Below are 19847 nucleotides of genomic sequence, written 5' to 3' on the forward strand. Positions count from 1 at the left end.
AACAGAAGGATAGATCGCCATGTCTGACATGAAGCATGACGTAGATGCACTGGAAACTCAAGATTGGCTGCAAGCCCTTGAATCAGTTGTTCGTGAAGAAGGTGTAGAACGTGCACAGTTTCTACTAGAAACCGTTCTAGAAAAAGCACGTCTAGACGGCGTTGATATGCCAACTGGCATCAACACAAACTACATCAACACTATTCCAGCAGCACAAGAACCAGCTTACCCTGGTGACGTAACTCTTGAGCGTCGTATTCGTTCGATTATTCGCTGGAACGCAATCATGATCGTATTGCGTGCTTCTAAGAAAGACCTAGACCTAGGTGGTCACATGGCTTCTTACCAGTCAGCAGCGGCGTTCTACGAAGTTTGTTTCAACCACTTCTTCCGCGCTCCAAATGAGACGGACGGTGGCGATCTAGTTTACTACCAAGGTCACATCTCTCCGGGCATCTACGCTCGTGCATTCGTTGAAGGTCGTCTAACTGAAGAGCAGCTAGACAACTTCCGTCAAGAAGTAGACGGTAAAGGTATCCCATCATACCCGCACCCTAAATTGATGCCTGAGTTCTGGCAGTTCCCAACAGTATCTATGGGTCTTGGTCCAATTTCTGCGATCTACCAAGCGCGTTTCCTTAAGTACCTAGACGGTCGTGGTCTGAAAGACACGTCTGCACAGCGTGTATACGCGTTCCTAGGTGACGGTGAAATGGATGAGCCAGAATCACGTGGTTCACTTTCTTTCGCTGCGCGTGAGAAACTAGACAACCTAACATTCCTAATCAACTGTAACCTACAGCGTCTAGACGGTCCTGTAATGGGTAACGGTAGCATCATCCAAGAGCTAGAAGGTCTATTCAAAGGCGCTGGCTGGAACGTTGTTAAAGTTATCTGGGGTAGCAACTGGGATGCTCTACTTGCTAAAGATACAACAGGCAAGCTTCTACAGTTGATGAACGAAACTGTAGATGGTGACTACCAAACATTTAAATCTAAAGACGGTGCTTACGTACGTGAACACTTCTTTGGTAAGTACCCAGAGACTGCAGCACTAGTTGCAGACATGACTGATGACGAAATCTTCGCACTTAAGCGCGGTGGTCACGAGTCTTCTAAACTGTACGCAGCTTACAAAAACGCAGCAGAAACTAAAGGTCGTCCAACAGTAATCCTAGCGAAGACTGTTAAAGGTTACGGCATGGGTGAAGCGGCTGAAGGTAAGAACATCGCGCACCAAGTTAAGAAGATGGATATGACTCACGTACTACACCTACGTGATCGTCTAGGTCTTCAAGACATCCTAACTGACGAAGCAGTGAAAGAACTTCCATACCTGAAACTTGAAGAAGGTACAGCGGAGTACGAATACCTACACGCTCGTCGTAAAGAACTAAAAGGTTACACGCCACAGCGTCTACCTAAGTTCACTCAAGAATTCAAAACACCTGAGCTAGAAGAGTTCGCTCCGCTACTAAGTGAGCAGAAGCGTGATATCTCTACAACAATGGCTTACGTTCGTACTCTTAATATCCTGCTTAAGAACAAGAACATTGGTAAGAACATCGTTCCTATCATCTGTGACGAAGCTCGTACGTTCGGTATGGAAGGTTTATTCCGTCAGATCGGTATTTACAACCCGCACGGTCAGAACTACACACCTCAAGATCGCGACATCGTTTCTTACTACAAAGAAGCAACTTCAGGTCAGGTTCTACAAGAAGGTATCAACGAACTAGGTTCAATGGCTTCATGGGTTGCAGCAGCAACGTCATACAGCACGAACGATCTACCAATGATCCCGTTCTACATCTACTACTCAATGTTTGGTTTCCAACGTGTAGGTGATATGGCATGGATGGCTGGTGACCAACAAGCTCGTGGTTTCCTACTAGGTGCTACTGCAGGTCGTACAACGCTAAACGGTGAAGGTCTACAGCACGAAGATGGTCACTCACACATCATGGCGAATACAGTTCCTAACTGTATCTCTTACGACCCAACATTCGCTTACGAAGTTGCAGTAATCATGCAAGACGGTATCCGTCGCATGTACGGTGAGAACCAAGAGAACGTGTTCTACTACCTAACTGTAATGAACGAAAACTACGCAATGCCAGCAATGCCAGAAGGCGCTGAAGAAGGCATCCGTAAGGGTATCTACAAGCTTGAGTCTTACGCAGGTGACAAGTCTAAAGTTCAGCTAATGGGCTCTGGTACTATCATGAACGAAGTACGTAAAGCAGCGACTATCCTAAGCGAAGAGTACGGCATCGCATCTGACGTGTTCTCTGTAACATCGTTCAACGAGCTAACTCGTGACGGTCAAGACGCAGAGCGTTACAACATGCTTCACCCAGAAGCAGAAGCAAAAGTACCTTACATTGCACAAGTAATGGGTACTGAGCCAGCAATCGCAGCGACTGACTACATGAAGAACTACTCTGAGCAAGTTCGTGCGTTCATGCCTTCTGAGTCTTACAAAGTACTTGGTACTGATGGTTACGGTCGTTCTGACAGTCGTGAGAACCTACGTCGTCACTTCGAAGTTAACGCGGGCTACGTAGTTGTTGCAGCTCTTACTGAGCTAGCGAAACGTGGTGATGTTGAGAAGTCAGTCGTCGTTGAAGCGATTGCTAAGTTCAACATCGACACTGAAAAAACAAACCCACTTTACGCTTAATACAGCGCTTAACTAGAAGGTAAATAAGCAATGGCAATCGAAATTAATGTACCTGACATCGGTGCGGATGAGGTTGAAGTTACTGAGATTCTTGTAAGCGTTGGCGACAAGGTTGAAGAAGAGCAGTCTCTTATCACTGTTGAAGGCGACAAAGCTTCTATGGAAGTTCCAGCGTCTCAAGCAGGTATCGTTAAAGAAATCAAAGTAGCAGAAGGTGATTCTGTTACGACTGGCTCTCTAATCATGATTTTCGAAGCTGAAGGTGCCGCTGCAGAAGCGGCTCCTGCGGCAGCTCCAGCAGTTGAAGCAGCACCAGTTGCAGCTCCTGCAGCGGCAGAACTGAAAGAAGTTCACGTTCCAGATATCGGTGGCGACGAAGTAGAAGTTACTGAAATCATGGTTGCAGTTGGCGACAGCATCGAAGAAGAGCAATCTCTTCTAACGGTAGAAGGCGACAAAGCATCAATGGAAGTTCCAGCACCATTCGCTGGTACTCTAAAAGAGATCAAAGTTGCTGCTGGTGATAAAGTAACAACTGGTTCTCTAATCATGGTATTCGAAACTGCCGGTTCAGGCGCAGCAGCGGCTCCAGCAGCCGAGGCGTCGGACCGAGTAGAAGCTCCAGCAGCTCCAGCGGCAGCAGCTGACAAAGAAGTGAATGTTCCAGATATCGGCGGTGACGAAGTTGAAGTTACTGAGATCATGGTTAAAGTTGGCGACACAGTAGAAGAAGAGCAATCTCTAATCACTGTTGAAGGTGACAAAGCTTCAATGGAAGTTCCAGCTCCATTCGCTGGTACGGTAAAAGAAATCAAGATTGCAGCTGGCGATAAAGTAACGACTGGCTCTCTAATCATGGTATTCGAAGTAGCTGGCGCAGCTCCAGCTCCTGTTGCAGCACCTGCACAAGCAGCAGCTCCAGCACCTGCAGCGGCTCCTGCTCCAGCAGCAAAAGTTGAAGCGGCACCTGCAGCGAACGATTTCCAAGAGAACAACGACTACGCACACGCGTCTCCAGTTGTCCGTCGTCTTGCTCGTGAATTTGGCGTTAACCTATCTAAGGTTAAAGGTACTGGTCGTAAGAGCCGTATCCTAAAAGAAGACGTTCAAGCTTACGTTAAAGATGCGCTTAAGCGTCTTGAGTCTGGCGCTGGTGCGGCAGCATCTGGTAAGGGCGACGGCGCAGCGCTTGGTCTACTACCTTGGCCAAAAGTTGACTTCAGCAAGTTCGGTGAGACGGAAGTTCAGAAGCTTTCTAAGATCAAGAAGATTTCTGGTGCAAACCTACACCGTAACTGGGTAATGATCCCTCACGTTACACAGTGGGACAACGCTGACATCACTGAGCTAGAAGCATTCCGTAAAGAGCAGAATGCAATCGAAGCGAAGAAAGACACTGGCATGAAGATCACTCCTCTTGTGTTCATCATGAAAGCAGTAGCGAAAGCACTAGAAGCGTTCCCAGCGTTTAACTCTTCACTTTCTGAAGATGGCGAAAGCATCATTCTTAAGAAGTACGTGAACGTAGGTATCGCAGTAGATACGCCAAACGGTCTTGTTGTTCCGGTATTTAAAGACGTGAACAAGAAAGGCATTTACGAGCTATCTGAAGAGCTAATGGCAGTTTCTAAGAAAGCACGTGCAGGTAAGCTAACGGCAGCTGACATGCAAGGCGGTTGTTTCACAATCTCTAGCCTTGGCGGTATCGGCGGTACAGCGTTTACGCCAATCGTAAACGCGCCAGAAGTAGGTATCCTAGGTGTATCTAAATCTGAAATGAAGCCAGTGTGGAACGGCAAAGAGTTCGAACCACGTCTACAGCTTCCACTGTCTCTATCATACGACCACCGTGTGATTGATGGTGCAGAAGGTGCACGCTTCATTACTTTCCTAAACGGTGCACTATCAGACATTCGTCGCCTAGTACTGTAATATAGAAAGTAATAGTTAAGGTGGCTTTCGGGTCACCTTACTTCTTTATATAAAAGACTATTTTTAGACGACAATTTCTCACATCGTTCAGAATCTGAAAGATGAATTGTTGTCTAGCTCACAGGCTAACTTAAAGCTGCTTTCACACTGTTAACATCTCTGTAAAATATTGATCGTTTGAAAGCCTAATAATTTAAGAACATCTACTCAGCCTGTTAGGGATAATGACTACAAGAGGTCACAATGAGCAAAGAAATTAAAGCCCAAGTTGTTGTACTTGGTTCTGGTCCTGCTGGTTACTCAGCTGCATTCCGTTGTGCGGACTTAGGTCTAGAAACAGTACTAGTTGAACGTTACAGCACTCTTGGTGGTGTATGTCTAAACGTTGGTTGTATTCCATCTAAAGCACTTCTTCACGTTTCAAAAGTTATCGAAGAAGCGAAAGCGATGGCTGAGCACGGTGTTGTGTTTGGCGAACCGCAAACAGACATCAGCAAAATCCGTATCTGGAAAGAGAAAGTTGTAAATCAACTGACTGGCGGTCTTAGCGGTATGGCTAAGATGCGTAATGTTACTGTAGTAAACGGCTACGGTAAGTTCACAAGTCCTAACTCTATCCTTGTAGAAGGCGAAGGCGAGTCAACAACGGTTAACTTCGACAACGCTATCATTGCTGCGGGTTCTCGCCCAATCAAACTGCCATTCATCCCGCATGAAGACCCACGTATTTGGGATTCAACGGATGCTCTAGAGCTGAAAGAAGTACCTGAAAAGCTGCTTATCATGGGCGGTGGTATCATCGGTCTAGAAATGGGTACGGTTTACCACTCACTAGGTTCTAAAGTAGACGTAGTTGAGATGTTTGACCAAGTTATCCCTGCTGCGGACAAAGACATCGTTAAAGTCTTCACTAAGCGTATTAAAGACAAGTTCAAGCTAATGCTTGAGACGAAAGTAACAGCAGTTGAAGCGAAAGAAGATGGTATCTACGTTTCAATGGAAGGCAAAAAAGCACCAGCAGAAGCTGAGCGCTACGATGCGGTTCTTGTTGCTATCGGTCGTGTACCAAACGGTGCGCTTATCGACGCTGAAAAAGCGGGCATTGAAGTGGACGAGCGTGGCTTTATCAACGTTGATAAGCAAATGCGCACTAACGTTCCTCACATCCACGCGATCGGTGACGTAGTTGGTCAACCAATGCTTGCTCACAAAGGTGTGCATGAAGGTCACGTTGCTGCAGAAGTTATCTCTGGCAAGAAGCACTACTTCGACCCTAAAGTTATTCCTTCAATTGCTTACACTGAGCCAGAAGTGGCATGGGTTGGTAAGACTGAGAAAGAAGCGAAAGCTGAAGGCATCAACTACGAAGTGGCAACATTCCCATGGGCTGCATCAGGTCGTGCAATCGCATCTGACTGTGCAGACGGTATGACTAAGCTAATCTTCGATAAAGAGACTCACCGTGTTATTGGTGGTGCAATCGTTGGTACTAACGGTGGCGAACTGCTTGGTGAAATCGGTCTAGCTATTGAGATGGGTTGTGATGCTGAAGATATCGCATTAACTATCCATGCTCACCCAACTCTACACGAGTCAGTGGGTCTAGCTGCTGAAGTATTTGAAGGTTCAATCACTGACCTTCCAAACAAAAAAGCAGTTAAAAAGAAAAAATAATTTCTTTTGAAGACCGAGAGTCTTAAAACTTGAATGATAAAAACCGCTGATTCGTCAGCGGTTTTTTTATGCGCGGAACTTGAAGAGGGAATGAGGTCTCCTTTTAGGCGATTGTGCTTGATAGTTGGAAATCTCTTGGTTTAACACCAAGGAATCGAGAGGTATGTATTTGGATAATCATGAAAGGAGTTTCGATTAAGAAGGGGTTGGCTGAACTTGTTCCTAGAAAGGCAAAATAAAATCCAGCTTCGCAGCTGTCTAAAACGAAAAAGGCCAACACTCCAGTGTCAGCCTTTCATTTAGTTAAACTCGCGTTTTAGCTTAGTGATCGCGGTTGTAGATGCACAACATATCTAGGTAAGCACTAACGAGTGTTGATAGCTCGGCTTCGCTCTTAGAGCGATTTGCTTGTACGAAGATAGAGTAACAAATACCATGGAACAGATTCGCCAAGTGTTCCGGTTCATGTTGGTCACAAACTTCCCCACGTTCGATAGCTTTGATGAACATGTTTTGCACCAGCAGTTGGTTGGTGCGGTTTGTCGTTACGAATAGTGGCCACACTTCATCACGTGTTGATGCACTCCACTCGAACCAAACTTTCAACCAATGGCAATCTTGGCTTACTAGTTCAATCATTGCGTTAGTGATGTTAGCGATGTTCTCGCGTGCATGAATGTCTAAGTCGATGTTATCTGATAAGAAGTTCGAGAATTGACGAACCACGTGATTCAGAACTTCATCCACCAAGTCTTCGCGAGTTGGGAAGTAGTTAAATACTGTCGCAACAGAAACTTGAGCAATCTCTGCAATATCAGCGTGACCACCACGACCAATGCCGCGACGAGCAAACACTTCAAGAGCGATTTCCATTAGTTGCTGTTTACGTTTTAGAGGGGAAAGCCTAGTACGAGGTCTCTTTGCAATTGAGTCCATAATCCATTTTCCTTGCCATTTGAGTTGATATTTTGGGGATAGTCCCCTAATTGATTATTTTAATAGTTGCTTAAAGCATTGATGAGTGTAATGGTGCATATGTGCAAGGTCAACATCTGATGCGTAATTTATAGACAGTAATGTCATTATTGATGTTTCATTCAATGATATAAGTTCTAAAATTAAGACTTTCATCCAAGAATTCAACGAAATGGGATGCGACTTTCCACCTATTGAGTGGGGTGTTACACTACACGCCGCAAGATAAGGTGATCGTTTGCGTACGACCTACCTCAACCCACAAAGAAAATTGAGCACAGTATGAAACATACAGTAGAAGTCATGATTTCTGAGCAAGAAGTTCAGGAACGTATTCGTGAATTAGGCAAGCAAATTACAGAACGTTACCAAGGTAGCGAAGATCTGGTTCTGGTTGGTTTGCTACGCGGTTCATTTGTATTTATGGCCGATTTGGCTCGTGCAATCGAACTGACTCACCAAGTCGACTTTATGACCGCTTCTAGCTACGGTAACACGATGGAAAGCTCTCGTGACGTACGTATCCTGAAAGACCTTGATGACGACATCAAAGGCAAAGACGTACTGATCGTGGAAGACATCATTGATACAGGTAACACACTGAACAAGATCCGTGAAATCCTGTCTCTACGTGAGCCGAAGTCTATTGCGATTTGTACGCTGCTAGACAAGCCATCACGTCGTGAAGTTGAAGTGCCAGTTGATTATGTTGGTTTTGCTATTCCTGATGAATTCGTAGTTGGTGTGGGTATCGACTACGCTCAAAAATACCGTCATCTACCGTTCATTGGTAAAGTGGTGCCTCAAGAGTAGTCATTAGTCTTGATAGAAGAATACAAAAAACGCCCGTTAAGCAATTAACGGGCGTTTTCTTTTATTTGGTTCGGCTTATGTTTTTAACTCAGCGACAAAGCAATTTGTTGTCTGAGTTAAGAATGGTTGAGAGCGCTTTTTGGTAAGAGGCTTCCACGGTCTCTTTTGAGTTTGAACGAATGCCCAAGTATTCAAGGCGACCATCTTCAATCCCGTAAACTACGCCATGGATCTCAACGTCCTGACCACGCTCCCACGCATTTTGCATGATGGTGGAGTTGCCTAAGTTATAGACTTGCTCAGCGACGTTGATTTCACCCAGTTTGTCAGCGCGGTCTTCAAGAGGCATCTGGTCTAAGTAGGGGCGATGTTTAAAGTAAAGGTCACGGATATGAAGTAACCAGTTATTGATAAGACCTAGTTGAGGATTATCAATAGCGGCGTTAACGCCACCACAGCCATAGTGACCACATACGATGATGTGTTTTACTTTCAATACGTCCACGGCGTATTGCACCACAGAGAGGCAGTTTAGGTCAGTGTGGATGACCTGGTTCGCAACGTTTCGGTGAACAAATAACTCGCCAGAGAAAAGACCGGTCAATCGCTCTGCAGGAACGCGACTGTCTGAGCATCCAATCCAAAGAAAGTCTGGTTTCTGACCTTCTGCAAGCTTTGCAAAGTATTCTGGACGATCAGATTTAATTTCTTCTGACCACTTAGAGTTATTTTCGAATAATTGTTTAATTTCCGGCATCTGACATCTACTTCCCTAAAAATTAAAAAAACCAACCACTCATCAGTGCTTATAAAGCGATCAGCGCTGTAACTATACACAATGTTACAATTTCGATCCCGTTAAATATTCATTCAAGATGACTCATCTGACTAGTTCTCGCTGTGAAAATCATAAAATATGCAGACATCATTCAGTATGCGAATAAGCCTAGCGAATTCGTGGTTTTATTGTGTTTTTTTCTTTGACGAAATATTTGTTAGATTGATGGCATTTTGTCTTTTTAATGCAGGGAGCAAATTCAATGTTCGGTAGTCGCTTTAAGGATATCAACTTGAAAGGGGATCTGTTTGGTGGCGTCACCACTGCCATTATTTCACTTCCTCTTGCGTTAGCCTTTGGTGTCGCATCTGGCGCTGGCGCAGAAGCAGGTTTATGGGGTGCGATCATGGTGGGGCTTTTCGCGTCACTGTTTGGTGGTTCCAACACTCTGATTTCTGAGCCTACCGGTCCTATGACAGTGATCATGACCGCCGTGTTGACTAGCATGATGGCGAAGTACCCAGAGACGGGAATGGCAATGACATTCACCGTTGTGATGATGGCGGGGGCGTTTCAAATTGTGCTTGGTACATTGAAACTCGGTAAATACGTGACACTCATGCCTTATAGTGTCATCTCGGGATTCATGTCAGGGATTGGCGTGATTCTGATTATCTTGCAGTTGTCGCCTTTACTCGGTCATGCAGCACCTTCTGGTGGGGTTCTAGGCACATTATCGGCATTGCCTGACACCATTTCTAACCTGAAGTTTAGCGAGTTGTTTTTGGGCTTGCTGACGTTAGGCATCTTATTCTTCTTTCCGAAGCAGTATCGTAAGTACGTACCCGCCCAACTTGTCGCGCTAGTAGCGGTTACGTTGTTATCGGTGATTTTGTTTGATGCAGAAGACATTCGTCGAATTGGTGAAATCCCCGCAGGCTTACCTTCTTTGGTCGTGCCACATATCGATCCTGCGATGTTCACCGAGATGGTCATTGATGCATTAGTTCTGGGTACGTTGGGTTGTATTGATACGCTATTAACCGCGGTAATCGGTGATTCATTAACACGTAAAGAGCATGACTCAGACAAGGAGCTACGTGGTCAAGGCTTGGCAAACATGATTTCTGGTTTGTTTGGCGCTTTACCAGGTGCTGGTGCCACAATGGGTACAGTAACCAATATCCAAGTAGGGGCTCGTTCCCCTTTGTCTGGTGTTATTCGTGCGCTGATTCTCGCGCTGGTGGTTTTGGTTGCAAGTGGCTTGACCGAACCTATCCCGATGGCTGTGCTGGCGGGTATTGCAGTGTATGTTGGCTTCAATATTCTTGATTGGAGTTTTATCCAACGTGCTCATAAGGTGAGCTTCCCAGGTATGGCGGTTATGTATGGCGTCATGCTGCTGACGGTCTTTGTTGATTTGATTGTTGCTGTGGGGTTAGGGGTATTTATTTCTAATATCATCATCATTGAGCGTTTGAGTCGTGAGCAAGCACGCCAAGTTAAGGCCATCAGTGATGCCGATGAAGATGATGTTCCGCTTACGGACAGTGAACGAGGACTGCTTGATCGAGCCAATGGTAAAGTCTTGTTCTTCTACTTGTCTGGACCAATGATCTTCAGTGTTTCGAAAGCCATTTCTCGTCAACACTCCAGTATTTCGGATTACGAAGTGATGATCCTCGATCTGACTGATGTGCCGATGATTGATGTTACGGTAGGCTTAGCGCTTGAGAATGCGATCAAAGATGCGTTGGATGCGGAGTGTGAAGTTTACTTGTTGTGTCCAAACCAACGCACACGTGAGCAATTAGAGAAGTTCCACGTGATTGATTTAGTCCCTGATCAGAACACTTACAAGTTCCGTTATGAGGCATTGAATGCTGCGATAAAGCATGTAGAAACAGATGAGCATCAAATGCTAACAATGTAATCTTGTTTTGTTTTTTAAAAGCGCTGCCAAAGTTGTTTGGCGGCGCTTTTTAGTATACAGAATCGGGGATTTATAGTTATTTCTAATTTTATAGAAAGGTTTATTTGTATTCATCGTTATTCAACGATAAACTAATTCAACTTCAGTGCAATACCGCTTTGACCGCTGAGTCATATCAACTCTCTATCGGTATTGGCATTCACGATTCATCAACAGATGGCAATTATTACGCAATGTACGCATTAGAAATTGAACAGCTTCGCAAGACCTATGCGGGCGGATTTGAAGCGTTGAAGGGTATTAGCCTAACAGTAGAAAAAGGTGACTTCTACGCGCTTTTAGGACCAAATGGTGCAGGTAAATCCACTACGATTGGCATTATCTCTTCTTTGGTAAACAAAACCTCAGGTACGACCAAGGTCTTTGGTTACGACATTGATACGCATCTTGAACTAGCAAAGCAAAACCTAGGTTTGGTGCCACAAGAATTCAACTTCAACCAATTTGAGACGGTTGAACAGATTGTGATGCAGCAAGCTGGCTATTATGGCGTGTCAAAGATTCAGGCGAAAGAACGTGCCGAGAAGTATCTGACAAAGCTCGATTTGTGGGAAAAACGCAAAGAACGTGCGCGTAATCTATCTGGTGGTATGAAGCGCCGTCTTATGATTGCTCGCGCTTTAATGCATGAACCACAGTTGTTGATCCTTGATGAACCAACCGCTGGTGTCGATATCGAATTGCGTCGCTCGATGTGGGATTTCTTAAAAGAGATTAACCAAGAGCAGGGTATTACTATCATTCTAACGACTCACTACCTTGAAGAAGCAGAAATGTTGTGTCGCAATATCGGTATCATCAACAAAGGTGAGCTTATTGAGAATACGACGATGAAAGCGCTGCTTGGTAAGCTTCGTGTTGAAACCTTCATTCTCGATGTTGAGTTTGACGGTGAGATGCCAGAGCTTAAAGGGGTGAATAGTCAGGTTATGATACATGGCTCGCTAGAAATTGAACTGGATAAGAGCCAGGGGTTGAACTCAGTATTCAGTCAGCTTTCCGAACATGGCGTAAAAGTTCTGTCTATGCGTAACAAAGCGAACCGCTTGGAAGAGTTGTTTGTCAGCATCGTTCGCGGAGGTAACCAATAATGTACAAGTTATATTGGACGGCTTTTTGCAGCCTGCTCACCAAAGAAATCAATCGCTTTACTCGTATTTGGGTACAAACGCTAGTTCCGCCAGCGATTACAATGACGCTGTACTTCATCATTTTTGGTAGTTTGATTGGCTCTCGCATTGGCGACATGAACGGTTTTAGTTACATGGAGTACATTGTGCCTGGTCTGATTATGATGTCGGTGATCACCAACTCGTATTCCAATGTGGCCTCATCGTTCTTTAGCTCGAAATTTCAGCGTAATATTGAAGAGCTTCTGGTTGCACCGGTACCAAACTACGTGATCATCCTCGGTTTTGTCATGGGAGGCGTTGTGCGTGGTTTATTGGTGGGAACCATTGTGACGTTTGTGTCTCTGTTTTTTGTGGAGCTGCAAGTAGACCACTGGGGCATCATTATCGCGACGGTATTTATGACATCAGTTGTGTTCTCACTAGGTGGCTTAATCAACGCAGTTTATGCAAGAACGTTCGACGATATCTCTATAATCCCGACGTTTGTATTGACGCCTCTGACCTACTTAGGTGGCGTGTTCTACTCTATCAGCCTGTTGCCTGAGTTCTGGCAAGGTGTGTCGAAGCTGAACCCTATCGTCTACATGGTGAACGCATTCCGTTACGGTTTCCTCGGGGTTTCTGATGTTGGCATTGTGACGTCATTTAGCGTGCTGACGGTATTCGTTGTTGCGCTTTATGCCGTGGCACATTACCTCGTGACCAAAGGAATTGGCTTGAGAAGCTAACATAAACAGATGTTGAAAGAGCAGCGATGAGAGCTGCCCTTTCTTTATGCATTTCTATACATTCCCATACAATTTTTCGACTTTTTACATGCTAGGTTTTACTCATTTCTGTAAATGCATTTGTTGTAAATGAGTCAAGCCATGAATACCGTTCCGTCCCCACCTTTCTCCTTGAAATTGCTTCTCCCTAAATACTGGTCTGTCTGGTTTGCATTTGGCTTGCTCGCGTTTGTTGTTAATGCGCTACCGTATCCGCTGCTGCGAGCACTGGGAAGAGGTATTGGCTCCCTTGCAATGCTGCCAATGAAGCGCCGCCGGAAAATTGCTAAGCGTAATCTCAAGCTCTGCTTCCCTGAATATAATGAACAACAGTGTGAGGAGTTGGTGAAGGCAAACTTTAAATACACCGGCATGGCACTGATTGAAACGGGCATGGCTTGGTTTTGGCCCGATTGGCGGGTAAAACGTTTGGTGACGGTGGTTGGTAAAGAGCGCATTCTTGAACAAGAAAGAAATGGACGTGGTGTGCTGGTGATATGCAGCCACCATCTTAACTTAGAGATGACGGCGCGTATTTTTAGCCAATTTGCGAAAGGGTACGGTGTGTATCGCCCGAACTCAAACCCTGCTTATGAGTTTATTCAGCATCGTGGTCGAACGCGCTGTGGGCATCAAATGATAGACCGAAAAGACGTAAAGTCGATGCTTAAAGTTCTGAAAAATGGTCAGCGGCTGTGGTACCTACCAGATCACGATTATGGAGTGAACAATTCGGTATTTGCTCCTTTCTTTGCTGTTGAACAGGCGGCAAGTACGGCGGGATCGAGTGTATTAATTGATGCAACCAAGTGTGCGGTGATGTCCGGAGTGACGGTCATGAACGATAACCGATATACGCTTTACATTGGTGAGGATCTGAGTGGGCAGTTTGAACGACGAAATCCAGTTAAAGCCGCGAGTATTTTGAATCAAGAGATTGAAGGGATGATAAAACGAGATATTCCCGCGTGGATGTGGTTGCACAAGCGATTTAAGACTCGCCCTGAAGGACTTCAATGCGTCTATTCATAAATCTCATTACTAGATACAAAAAAGGTCGGCTTAGTGCCGACCTTTTTATTTAAGATTTAGATTTACTCTGCGCTTGCTGAGCTTTCTTCGCTTGATTCATCTTCTTTGGTTTCTACTGCCATATCAACCGTTTGGTTGTCGATTAGGCGGGCTTTACCTAAGAATGCTGACATCAAGATTACCGCTTGGGTTGTCTCTGCAGTGATTGCTTGAAGTGTACGAGCATCACGGATGAAGATTTCATCTGGTTGAAGACCTGCTGCACGAAGCTGATCGCTTGCGTCTTCAATCACTGATGCGTAATCATCACGACCGCCACGCATTGCGCTGCTGATCCAACGCATTGTACGAGCTAGCACTGGTGCACGTTGACGCTCATCAATCGTCAAAAGACCATTGCGTGAGCTCATTGCAAGGCCGTCCATCTCACGTACTGTTGGTACGCCAATAATCTCGATGTCCATTGCCAAGTCTTCAACCATCTTGCGAATCACGGCAAGTTGTTGGAAGTCTTTTTCACCAAAGCACGCAACATCAGGTTGAACGATGTTGAAAAGCTTGTTTACGATGGTAGTAACGCCACGGAAATGACCTGGGCGAGAAGCACCTTCAAGAATGGTAGATAGACCAGGAACATCAACAAACGTTTGTTTATCCAAGCCTTCTGGGTAGATGATTTCAGGTGTTGGTGTGAACACGATTTCTACGCCTTCACCACCTAGCTTGCTCAAATCTTCTTCTAGAGTTCGAGGGTAGTTGTTTAAATCGTCTGCACGGTCAAACTGCATCGGGTTTACAAAGATGCTTACAACAACGACATCCGCGTATTCGCGAGCTTTACGAACAAGTGTTAAGTGACCTTCATGGAGGTTGCCCATAGTTGGAACAAACGCCACTTTACGACCTTCACGCTTAAAGGTTTTTACTTGTTCACGAATCGCTGAGATTTCCGCAAAAGTTTGCATGCATTTATCCTCTAGGCAATGGTATGAGCTTCGTCTGGGAATGCACCGCTTTCAACATCAGCCATATATTGAGCCACGGCTTTGCGCATATCGCCTGTTTCAGCAAGGAAGTTTTTCGAGAATTTTGGCATGTAGTTCGCCGAAATTCCAAACATATCGTGCATTACAAGAATTTGACCATCTGTCACATTACCTGCACCAATACCAATTACTGGAACATCAAGAACTTGCGTAATACGAGCCGCTAATTCAGCAGGAACACACTCTAGTAAAACAATTTGAGCACCAGCTTCTTGCAGTGCCAGTGCGTCTTTTACCATACGATCGGCTTTTTCTTGATCGCGGCCTTGCACCTTGTAACCACCAAAGATATTGACTGATTGAGGGGTTAGACCAAGGTGAGCACATACTGGTACAGCACGTTCAGTTAGCATCTTAACGGTATCAACTAACCAGTCGCCGCCCTCGATTTTTACCATATTTGCACCAGCACGCATTAGCGTTGCTGCGTTCTCACACGCTTGCTCTGGCGTTGCGTAGCTCATGAATGGCATATCAGCCATCAATAGACAGTTTGGGCTGCCTGCGCGTACACAGCGGGTGTGATAAGCGATATCTTCAACAGTAACGGGTAACGTGTCTGATTTACCTTGCAGAACCATACCTAGAGAGTCACCTACCAATAAAACAGGCATGTCTTGGCTTTCAAAAAGTTGGGCAAAGCTCGCATCGTATGCAGTTGAAGTAGCAAATTTACGACCTTCTTGCTTCCACTTAATCAGGTCGTTAATGGTCATTTTTTTCATTGTTTTTTCCTCACTAGGAGTTGGCTATGACTGCCAAATGCTGAGGCCGTTACGATCTACTTGCTCAAGTAGTGACGATACCTCGGTCCCGTCTGGGAGTTGTAAACTTGGTGCAATTTCCGCAAGAGGGTAGAGTACGAACTCGCGCTCTCTCATTCCATAGTGTGGAACTGTCAGTCTTTCGGAATCAATCACCTCATTGCCGTAAAGAATTATATCGAGATCCAAGGTTCTTGGTCCCCAACGTTCATCTTTACGGACACGCCCTTGTTCTTGCTCAATCGCTTGGGTGCAATCGAGTAGCTCAAGAGGCGTCAAATTGGTTTTTATCGCCACAACCGCATTGATGTAATCCGGTTGGTTTTGTGGTCCCATCGGCGTACTGCTGTAGAGCGAAGAGGCTTGCACAAACTCAGAGTTTGGGATTGATTTTAGAGCCTCAATCGCTTGTTTCGCTTGGCTGACGGGATCAGCCAAGTTACTGCCTACCGCAATGTATGCTGTGATCATGATTTTGGCTTACTCTTTTTCTTGCGATAGGTTTTGCGGCGGCGTTGACCGGTTTTAGGTGCTTGGCTATCAAGGTCACCTGCCATTGCTTGGCGCATTTCTCGGCCTGCATTTTGGAAAGTTTCCCACCACTTGGCAAGCTTCTGAGTCTCGCCACCCTCAATTTCACCGCGCATTTCAAGAAAATCAAAGCCAGCTCTAAATTTGTTGAGCTCCATTAGGCGGAATGCACGCTTACCATTACGTCGAGGAAGACGTAATTGCAGTTGCCAAATTTCACGGATAGTGGCGGTATGACGGCGTGGAATAGCAATCGTACGAACTTGGTCATCAAGAATGATGTTGCTCGCTTCCATGATGGCATCGTAATGGCACAGATTACGCTGTTCCATTAACTTATCTGCCATCGCACATAGCGGGTACCACAGCATTGCAGCAAACATGAATGCTGGGTTAATGCGCTTGCCTTCTTCAATACGCATGTCGGTTGAATCAAGCACTAAATCGAGCATTTGCTCGGTGTGAGATTCGTATTCTTCCGTGAAGTGCTCAGCAATTGCTGGGAACAACTGTTGGAATAGGTTGTACTCACGCAGGAGGTGATAGGTCTCTAGACCATGACCTGATTGAAGCAGCTTTAACGATTCTTCGAACAGGCGCGCAGATGGGATGTCGCGTAGTAGCGTTGACATCTCTTCAATTGGTGCGGCGGTGTCTTCTTCGATGTCGAAGTCGAGTTTCACGGCAAAGCGAATCGCACGCAGCATACGTACAGGGTCTTCGCGATAGCGGGTTTCTGGATCACCGATCAGGCGAACAAGGCGGTCTTCTAGGTCTTCAATACCACGCGCGTAGTCGTGAATTGAGTAGTCTGCGATGTTGTAGTACATCGAGTTAATCGTGAAGTCACGGCGCTCTGCATCTTCATCAATCGTGCCGTAAACATTGTCACGAAGCAGCATGCCTTCTTTAGACTGCTGTGAAACGTTCTTGTTTTTTTGCTCTTGGTGGTGACCGCGGAAAGTCGCAACTTCGATGATGTCACGTCCAAACATAATGTGGGCGAGACGGAAGCGACGACCAATCAAACGGCAGTTTCTAAATAGTTGCTTGATTTGTTCTGGAGTCGCGTTGGTTGCGATATCAAAGTCTTTTGGTTTCTGTCCAAGCAGTAAGTCTCGAACCCCGCCACCCACAAGAAAAGCATCGAAACCGGCACCGTTTAGTCGGTATAGCACCTTCAGTGCATTGTCACTGATCTGCTTACGCGAAATGTTGTGCTCTTCACGAGTAATTACATTGAGAGCGAGTTCTGGGATCATGGCAGATTCGCTTGTTGTATAGTCGTTTGTATTCATGTGCATCTGGCAATAACTGGGTTTAATCCAATCTTGCTTTGGTTAGTTTTTTACGCCTCTAGGGCCAATTTTGCGGCTAATAATAGCCTACGCAGTGCCGTTTGAGAATCTCGGTGTGATCTCGATCTCTGCTGGAAGCTGCTCTAAACACCAATTTTTACATCCCCAACGCAGTATTTCATCTACATTAGCGGCTTGAATGGCTTCTGGAATATGGAAGCCTAAAAACGTCATGGCGTGCAGCAGAGCAGGCTTCGGATTATCGACATCAATCGCTGTCGCATGATTTTGTTTCGACAGCTTGTTGCCATTAGTATCCATCGCTAATGGCAAATGTAAGTAGCTAACTTCTGGTTTTCCAAGGATTTGGTACAAGCTGATTTGACGACCTGTAGGTTCAATTAAATCGGCTCCACGGACGACTTCAGTCACCCCTTGGTCAATGTCATCTAATACTACCGCAAGATTATAGGCAAATAATCCATCTCGACGTTTAATAATGAAATCTTCATTTACTAACGCAGAAGGCATGGTCATTAAGCCATGCTTCTGATCGAGAAAATTAGCGATGGGCTTGGTCATTTTTAGGCGAATCGCGCCTTCTTTCAAGCCTTTGTCGCGACAAGTGCCGGGATAATAACCACCATGCTCTTTGATTTGCTTGCGCGTGCATTGGCAATAGTAAGCGTCACCATTCTCTAACCAAGTATCAATTTGCGTCTGATAAAGGTCGTGACGGTCACTTTGATAGACCACTTCGCCATCCCAATGCAGTTGATATGCTTTTAGCGCATTTAATATAGCCTCAGCCGCTCCTGGCATCTCTCTTGGTGGATCAAGGTCTTCAATACGAACGAGCCAAGTACCCTGGTTAGCTTTCGCTTGGAAATAGCTGCCCAATGCAGCAACGAGGGAACCAAAATGTAATGGACCAGAAGGGGATGGGGCGAATCGACCTACATAGCGTGTCATGCGTATATCTCGAAATTATACGGGTATAAAAAGCGACAAACTCGACGTTGCGAAGTTAGCTAAAACAAAAAGGGAGCCTGAGCTCCCTTTCAATAATCATAATGCCAGATTGATTAACCTTGCATCTGTTTCTCTTTGATCTCTGCAAGTGTTTTACAGTCAATACAAAGGTCTGCAGTTGGACGCGCTTCTAGGCGACGAACGCCGATCTCTACGCCACAAGATTCACAGAAGCCAAAGTCGTCTTCAGTGATTTTATCTAGAGTCTTTTCGATCTTCTTGATCAGACGACGCTCACGGTCACGGTTACGCAGTTCTAAGCTGAACTCTTCCTCTTGAGAAGCACGGTCAACTGGATCTGGGAAGTTTGCTGCTTCGTCCTGCATGTGGTGTACAGTGCGATCGACTTCTTCCCTGAGCTGATTACGCCAAGCTGTTAAGATCTTTGTAAAGTGTTCAACCTGCTCTGGTGACATGTATTCTTCACCAGGCTTTTCCTGATATGGCTCCACACCGGCAATGGCTAGGATGCCTATCGTTTTCTTCTTTGATTCTGGCATACAGCATCTCCTACTTACACCTAGTCAACTGCTTTGCAGTCAATTTAAGGCGGGTATCTATAGCAAAAAGAGGCGGTGCAGGCAATTACTGAATTGCAAACTTATCATCATTGTGAAGATGACATCATTTTTTCTCTTAATTGATAAATTCAATCGCCGAGATTAGTTTGATTTCAGTGTTGCTTAACTCAGCTTTATAGCAGAGAACTTCCACTCCAGCGTCTTGTGCTTGTTTTAGTAACGTTGAATATTTCGCGTCTATATGGTGCGCCGCGGATACTTTTTCAATACCTGAATGTAAAACAGTGAATAAAAGTATGGCTCTACTTCCATTTTGTGCCATTTCTGTGAGCTCTCTCAGGTGCTTTTGCCCTCTGGTAGTCACGGCATCAGGGAAATAACCTTGTCCTGATGAGCTTTCTTCATCAAGTAGGGTGACGCTCTTCACTTCTATATAACACTTTGATTTGTCGCTTGCGCTGAGCAAGATATCAATTCGGCTATTTTCATTGCCATATTTCACCTCAGTTTGAAGTTGGTCATATCCCAACAATTCTGAAATGACATTATTTTCAATTGCTTCTACGGCTAATTGGTTTGCGCGAGCAGTATTAATGCAGATCCGATGCCCTTGTGCGGTTTCACTGAGTTCCCAGCTGTTCGGATATTTGCGCTTTGGGTTATCGGAAGTGGAGTACCAAACTTTGTTGCCCGGAGTGGCACAGCCTGTCATTGCGCCAGTGTTCGCACAGTGAATTGTTCGAATCTCACCGTTATCCAGTTCGATATCGGCAAGAAAGCGTTTGTAGCGTTTGAGCAGAGTCGCTGACTCTAGAGCGGGTTCGAATTGCATTTGCTTATTTAGCCAAGAGTGTTTTTATGTACAATGTTGCCAA

The 19847-nt window shown here is 45.3% G+C and carries 17 protein-coding genes; 8 read left to right on the top strand and 9 right to left on the bottom strand.

The features are described 5' to 3' along the window. The first annotated feature begins 19 nt into the window (after positions 1-19). The 3 genes from aceE to lpdA all read left to right on the top strand — a co-directional run bounded on the left by aceE (position 20) and on the right by lpdA (position 6289). Positions 20-2683 carry a pyruvate dehydrogenase (acetyl-transferring), homodimeric type gene (gene aceE / locus OH463_RS13250; protein ID WP_005446262.1) on the top strand — a complete coding sequence of 888 codons (2664 nt, stop codon included), beginning with the start codon at positions 20-22 and terminating at the stop codon, positions 2681-2683. A gap of 30 nt (positions 2684-2713) precedes the next feature. Beyond that, a complete protein-coding gene (aceF, locus tag OH463_RS13255; RefSeq protein ID WP_017817680.1) occupies positions 2714-4615 on the top strand; it encodes a pyruvate dehydrogenase complex dihydrolipoyllysine-residue acetyltransferase in 1902 nt (633 codons plus the stop codon). A gap of 243 nt (positions 4616-4858) precedes the next feature. After that, on the top strand, positions 4859-6289 hold the full coding sequence (gene lpdA, locus OH463_RS13260; protein WP_005446266.1) for a dihydrolipoyl dehydrogenase: 1431 nt from the start codon (positions 4859-4861) through the stop codon (positions 6287-6289). 321 nt (positions 6290-6610) lie between these two features. On the opposite strand, the gene opaR is transcribed toward lpdA, so the two are convergent. Continuing rightward, positions 6611-7225: a transcriptional regulator OpaR gene (opaR, locus tag OH463_RS13265; RefSeq protein ID WP_005446268.1), complete on the bottom strand. Its 615-nt coding sequence runs from the start codon at positions 7223-7225 to the stop codon at positions 6611-6613. 321 nt (positions 7226-7546) lie between these two features. Here opaR and hpt point away from each other — a divergent pair, with 321 nt between their 5' ends. Continuing rightward, positions 7547-8077 carry a hypoxanthine phosphoribosyltransferase gene (gene hpt / locus OH463_RS13270; RefSeq protein WP_005446271.1) on the top strand — a complete coding sequence of 177 codons (531 nt, stop codon included), beginning with the start codon at positions 7547-7549 and terminating at the stop codon, positions 8075-8077. Between the two features lie 88 nt (positions 8078-8165). Here the strand turns inward: hpt and can are convergent, their stop codons facing one another. Then, positions 8166-8834, bottom strand: coding sequence for a carbonate dehydratase (gene can / locus OH463_RS13275; protein WP_005446273.1), 669 nt, complete (start codon positions 8832-8834; stop codon positions 8166-8168). 283 nt (positions 8835-9117) lie between these two features. Between can and OH463_RS13280 the strand changes: the two genes are divergently transcribed. The 4 genes from OH463_RS13280 to OH463_RS13295 all read left to right on the top strand — a co-directional run bounded on the left by OH463_RS13280 (position 9118) and on the right by OH463_RS13295 (position 13780). Further along, positions 9118-10788 (top strand): SulP family inorganic anion transporter, encoded by a 1671-nt coding sequence (locus OH463_RS13280; protein ID WP_026000213.1) that lies wholly within the window; start codon positions 9118-9120, stop codon positions 10786-10788. Positions 10789-11021: 233 nt separating this feature from the next. After that, positions 11022-11939, top strand: a complete 918-nt coding sequence (locus tag OH463_RS13285) for an ABC transporter ATP-binding protein (RefSeq protein WP_269991518.1) — start codon at positions 11022-11024, stop codon at positions 11937-11939. Further along, the gene (locus tag OH463_RS13290; RefSeq protein WP_269991446.1) at positions 11939-12709 is read left to right on the top strand and encodes an ABC transporter permease; all 771 of its coding nucleotides are present in this window, start codon (positions 11939-11941) and stop codon (positions 12707-12709) included. The genes OH463_RS13285 and OH463_RS13290 overlap by 1 nt, the downstream gene beginning before the upstream one ends. 141 nt (positions 12710-12850) lie before the next feature. Next, positions 12851-13780 carry a Kdo(2)-lipid IV(A) acyltransferase gene (locus tag OH463_RS13295; protein ID WP_050923327.1) on the top strand — a complete coding sequence of 310 codons (930 nt, stop codon included), beginning with the start codon at positions 12851-12853 and terminating at the stop codon, positions 13778-13780. A gap of 62 nt (positions 13781-13842) precedes the next feature. On the opposite strand, the gene panC is transcribed toward OH463_RS13295, so the two are convergent. From panC to sfsA, 7 genes are all read right to left on the bottom strand, one after another. After that, positions 13843-14745: a pantoate--beta-alanine ligase gene (gene panC / locus OH463_RS13300; RefSeq protein WP_009698749.1), complete on the bottom strand. Its 903-nt coding sequence runs from the start codon at positions 14743-14745 to the stop codon at positions 13843-13845. An 11-nt stretch (positions 14746-14756) separates the two neighbouring features. Continuing rightward, positions 14757-15551, bottom strand: coding sequence for a 3-methyl-2-oxobutanoate hydroxymethyltransferase (gene panB / locus OH463_RS13305; RefSeq protein WP_017189142.1), 795 nt, complete (start codon positions 15549-15551; stop codon positions 14757-14759). A 24-nt stretch (positions 15552-15575) separates the two neighbouring features. Continuing rightward, positions 15576-16061, bottom strand: coding sequence for a 2-amino-4-hydroxy-6-hydroxymethyldihydropteridine diphosphokinase (folK, locus tag OH463_RS13310; RefSeq protein WP_029790349.1), 486 nt, complete (start codon positions 16059-16061; stop codon positions 15576-15578). Then, positions 16058-17425: a polynucleotide adenylyltransferase PcnB gene (pcnB, locus tag OH463_RS13315; protein WP_005446289.1), complete on the bottom strand. Its 1368-nt coding sequence runs from the start codon at positions 17423-17425 to the stop codon at positions 16058-16060. Before pcnB ends, folK begins: the two co-directional genes overlap by 4 nt. Before the next feature lie 81 nt (positions 17426-17506). Next, a complete protein-coding gene (gene gluQRS / locus OH463_RS13320) occupies positions 17507-18391 on the bottom strand; it encodes a tRNA glutamyl-Q(34) synthetase GluQRS (protein WP_269991453.1) in 885 nt (294 codons plus the stop codon). 113 nt (positions 18392-18504) lie between these two features. Continuing rightward, on the bottom strand, positions 18505-18951 hold the full coding sequence (gene dksA, locus OH463_RS13325; protein WP_005439389.1) for an RNA polymerase-binding protein DksA: 447 nt from the start codon (positions 18949-18951) through the stop codon (positions 18505-18507). A gap of 136 nt (positions 18952-19087) precedes the next feature. Beyond that, positions 19088-19804: a DNA/RNA nuclease SfsA gene (sfsA, locus tag OH463_RS13330; protein ID WP_005446293.1), complete on the bottom strand. Its 717-nt coding sequence runs from the start codon at positions 19802-19804 to the stop codon at positions 19088-19090. Positions 19805-19847 lie beyond the last annotated feature (43 nt).

This window comes from Vibrio sp. NFR, assembly GCF_027587095.1.
Taxonomy (GTDB): Bacteria; Pseudomonadota; Gammaproteobacteria; order Enterobacterales; family Vibrionaceae; genus Vibrio; species Vibrio harveyi.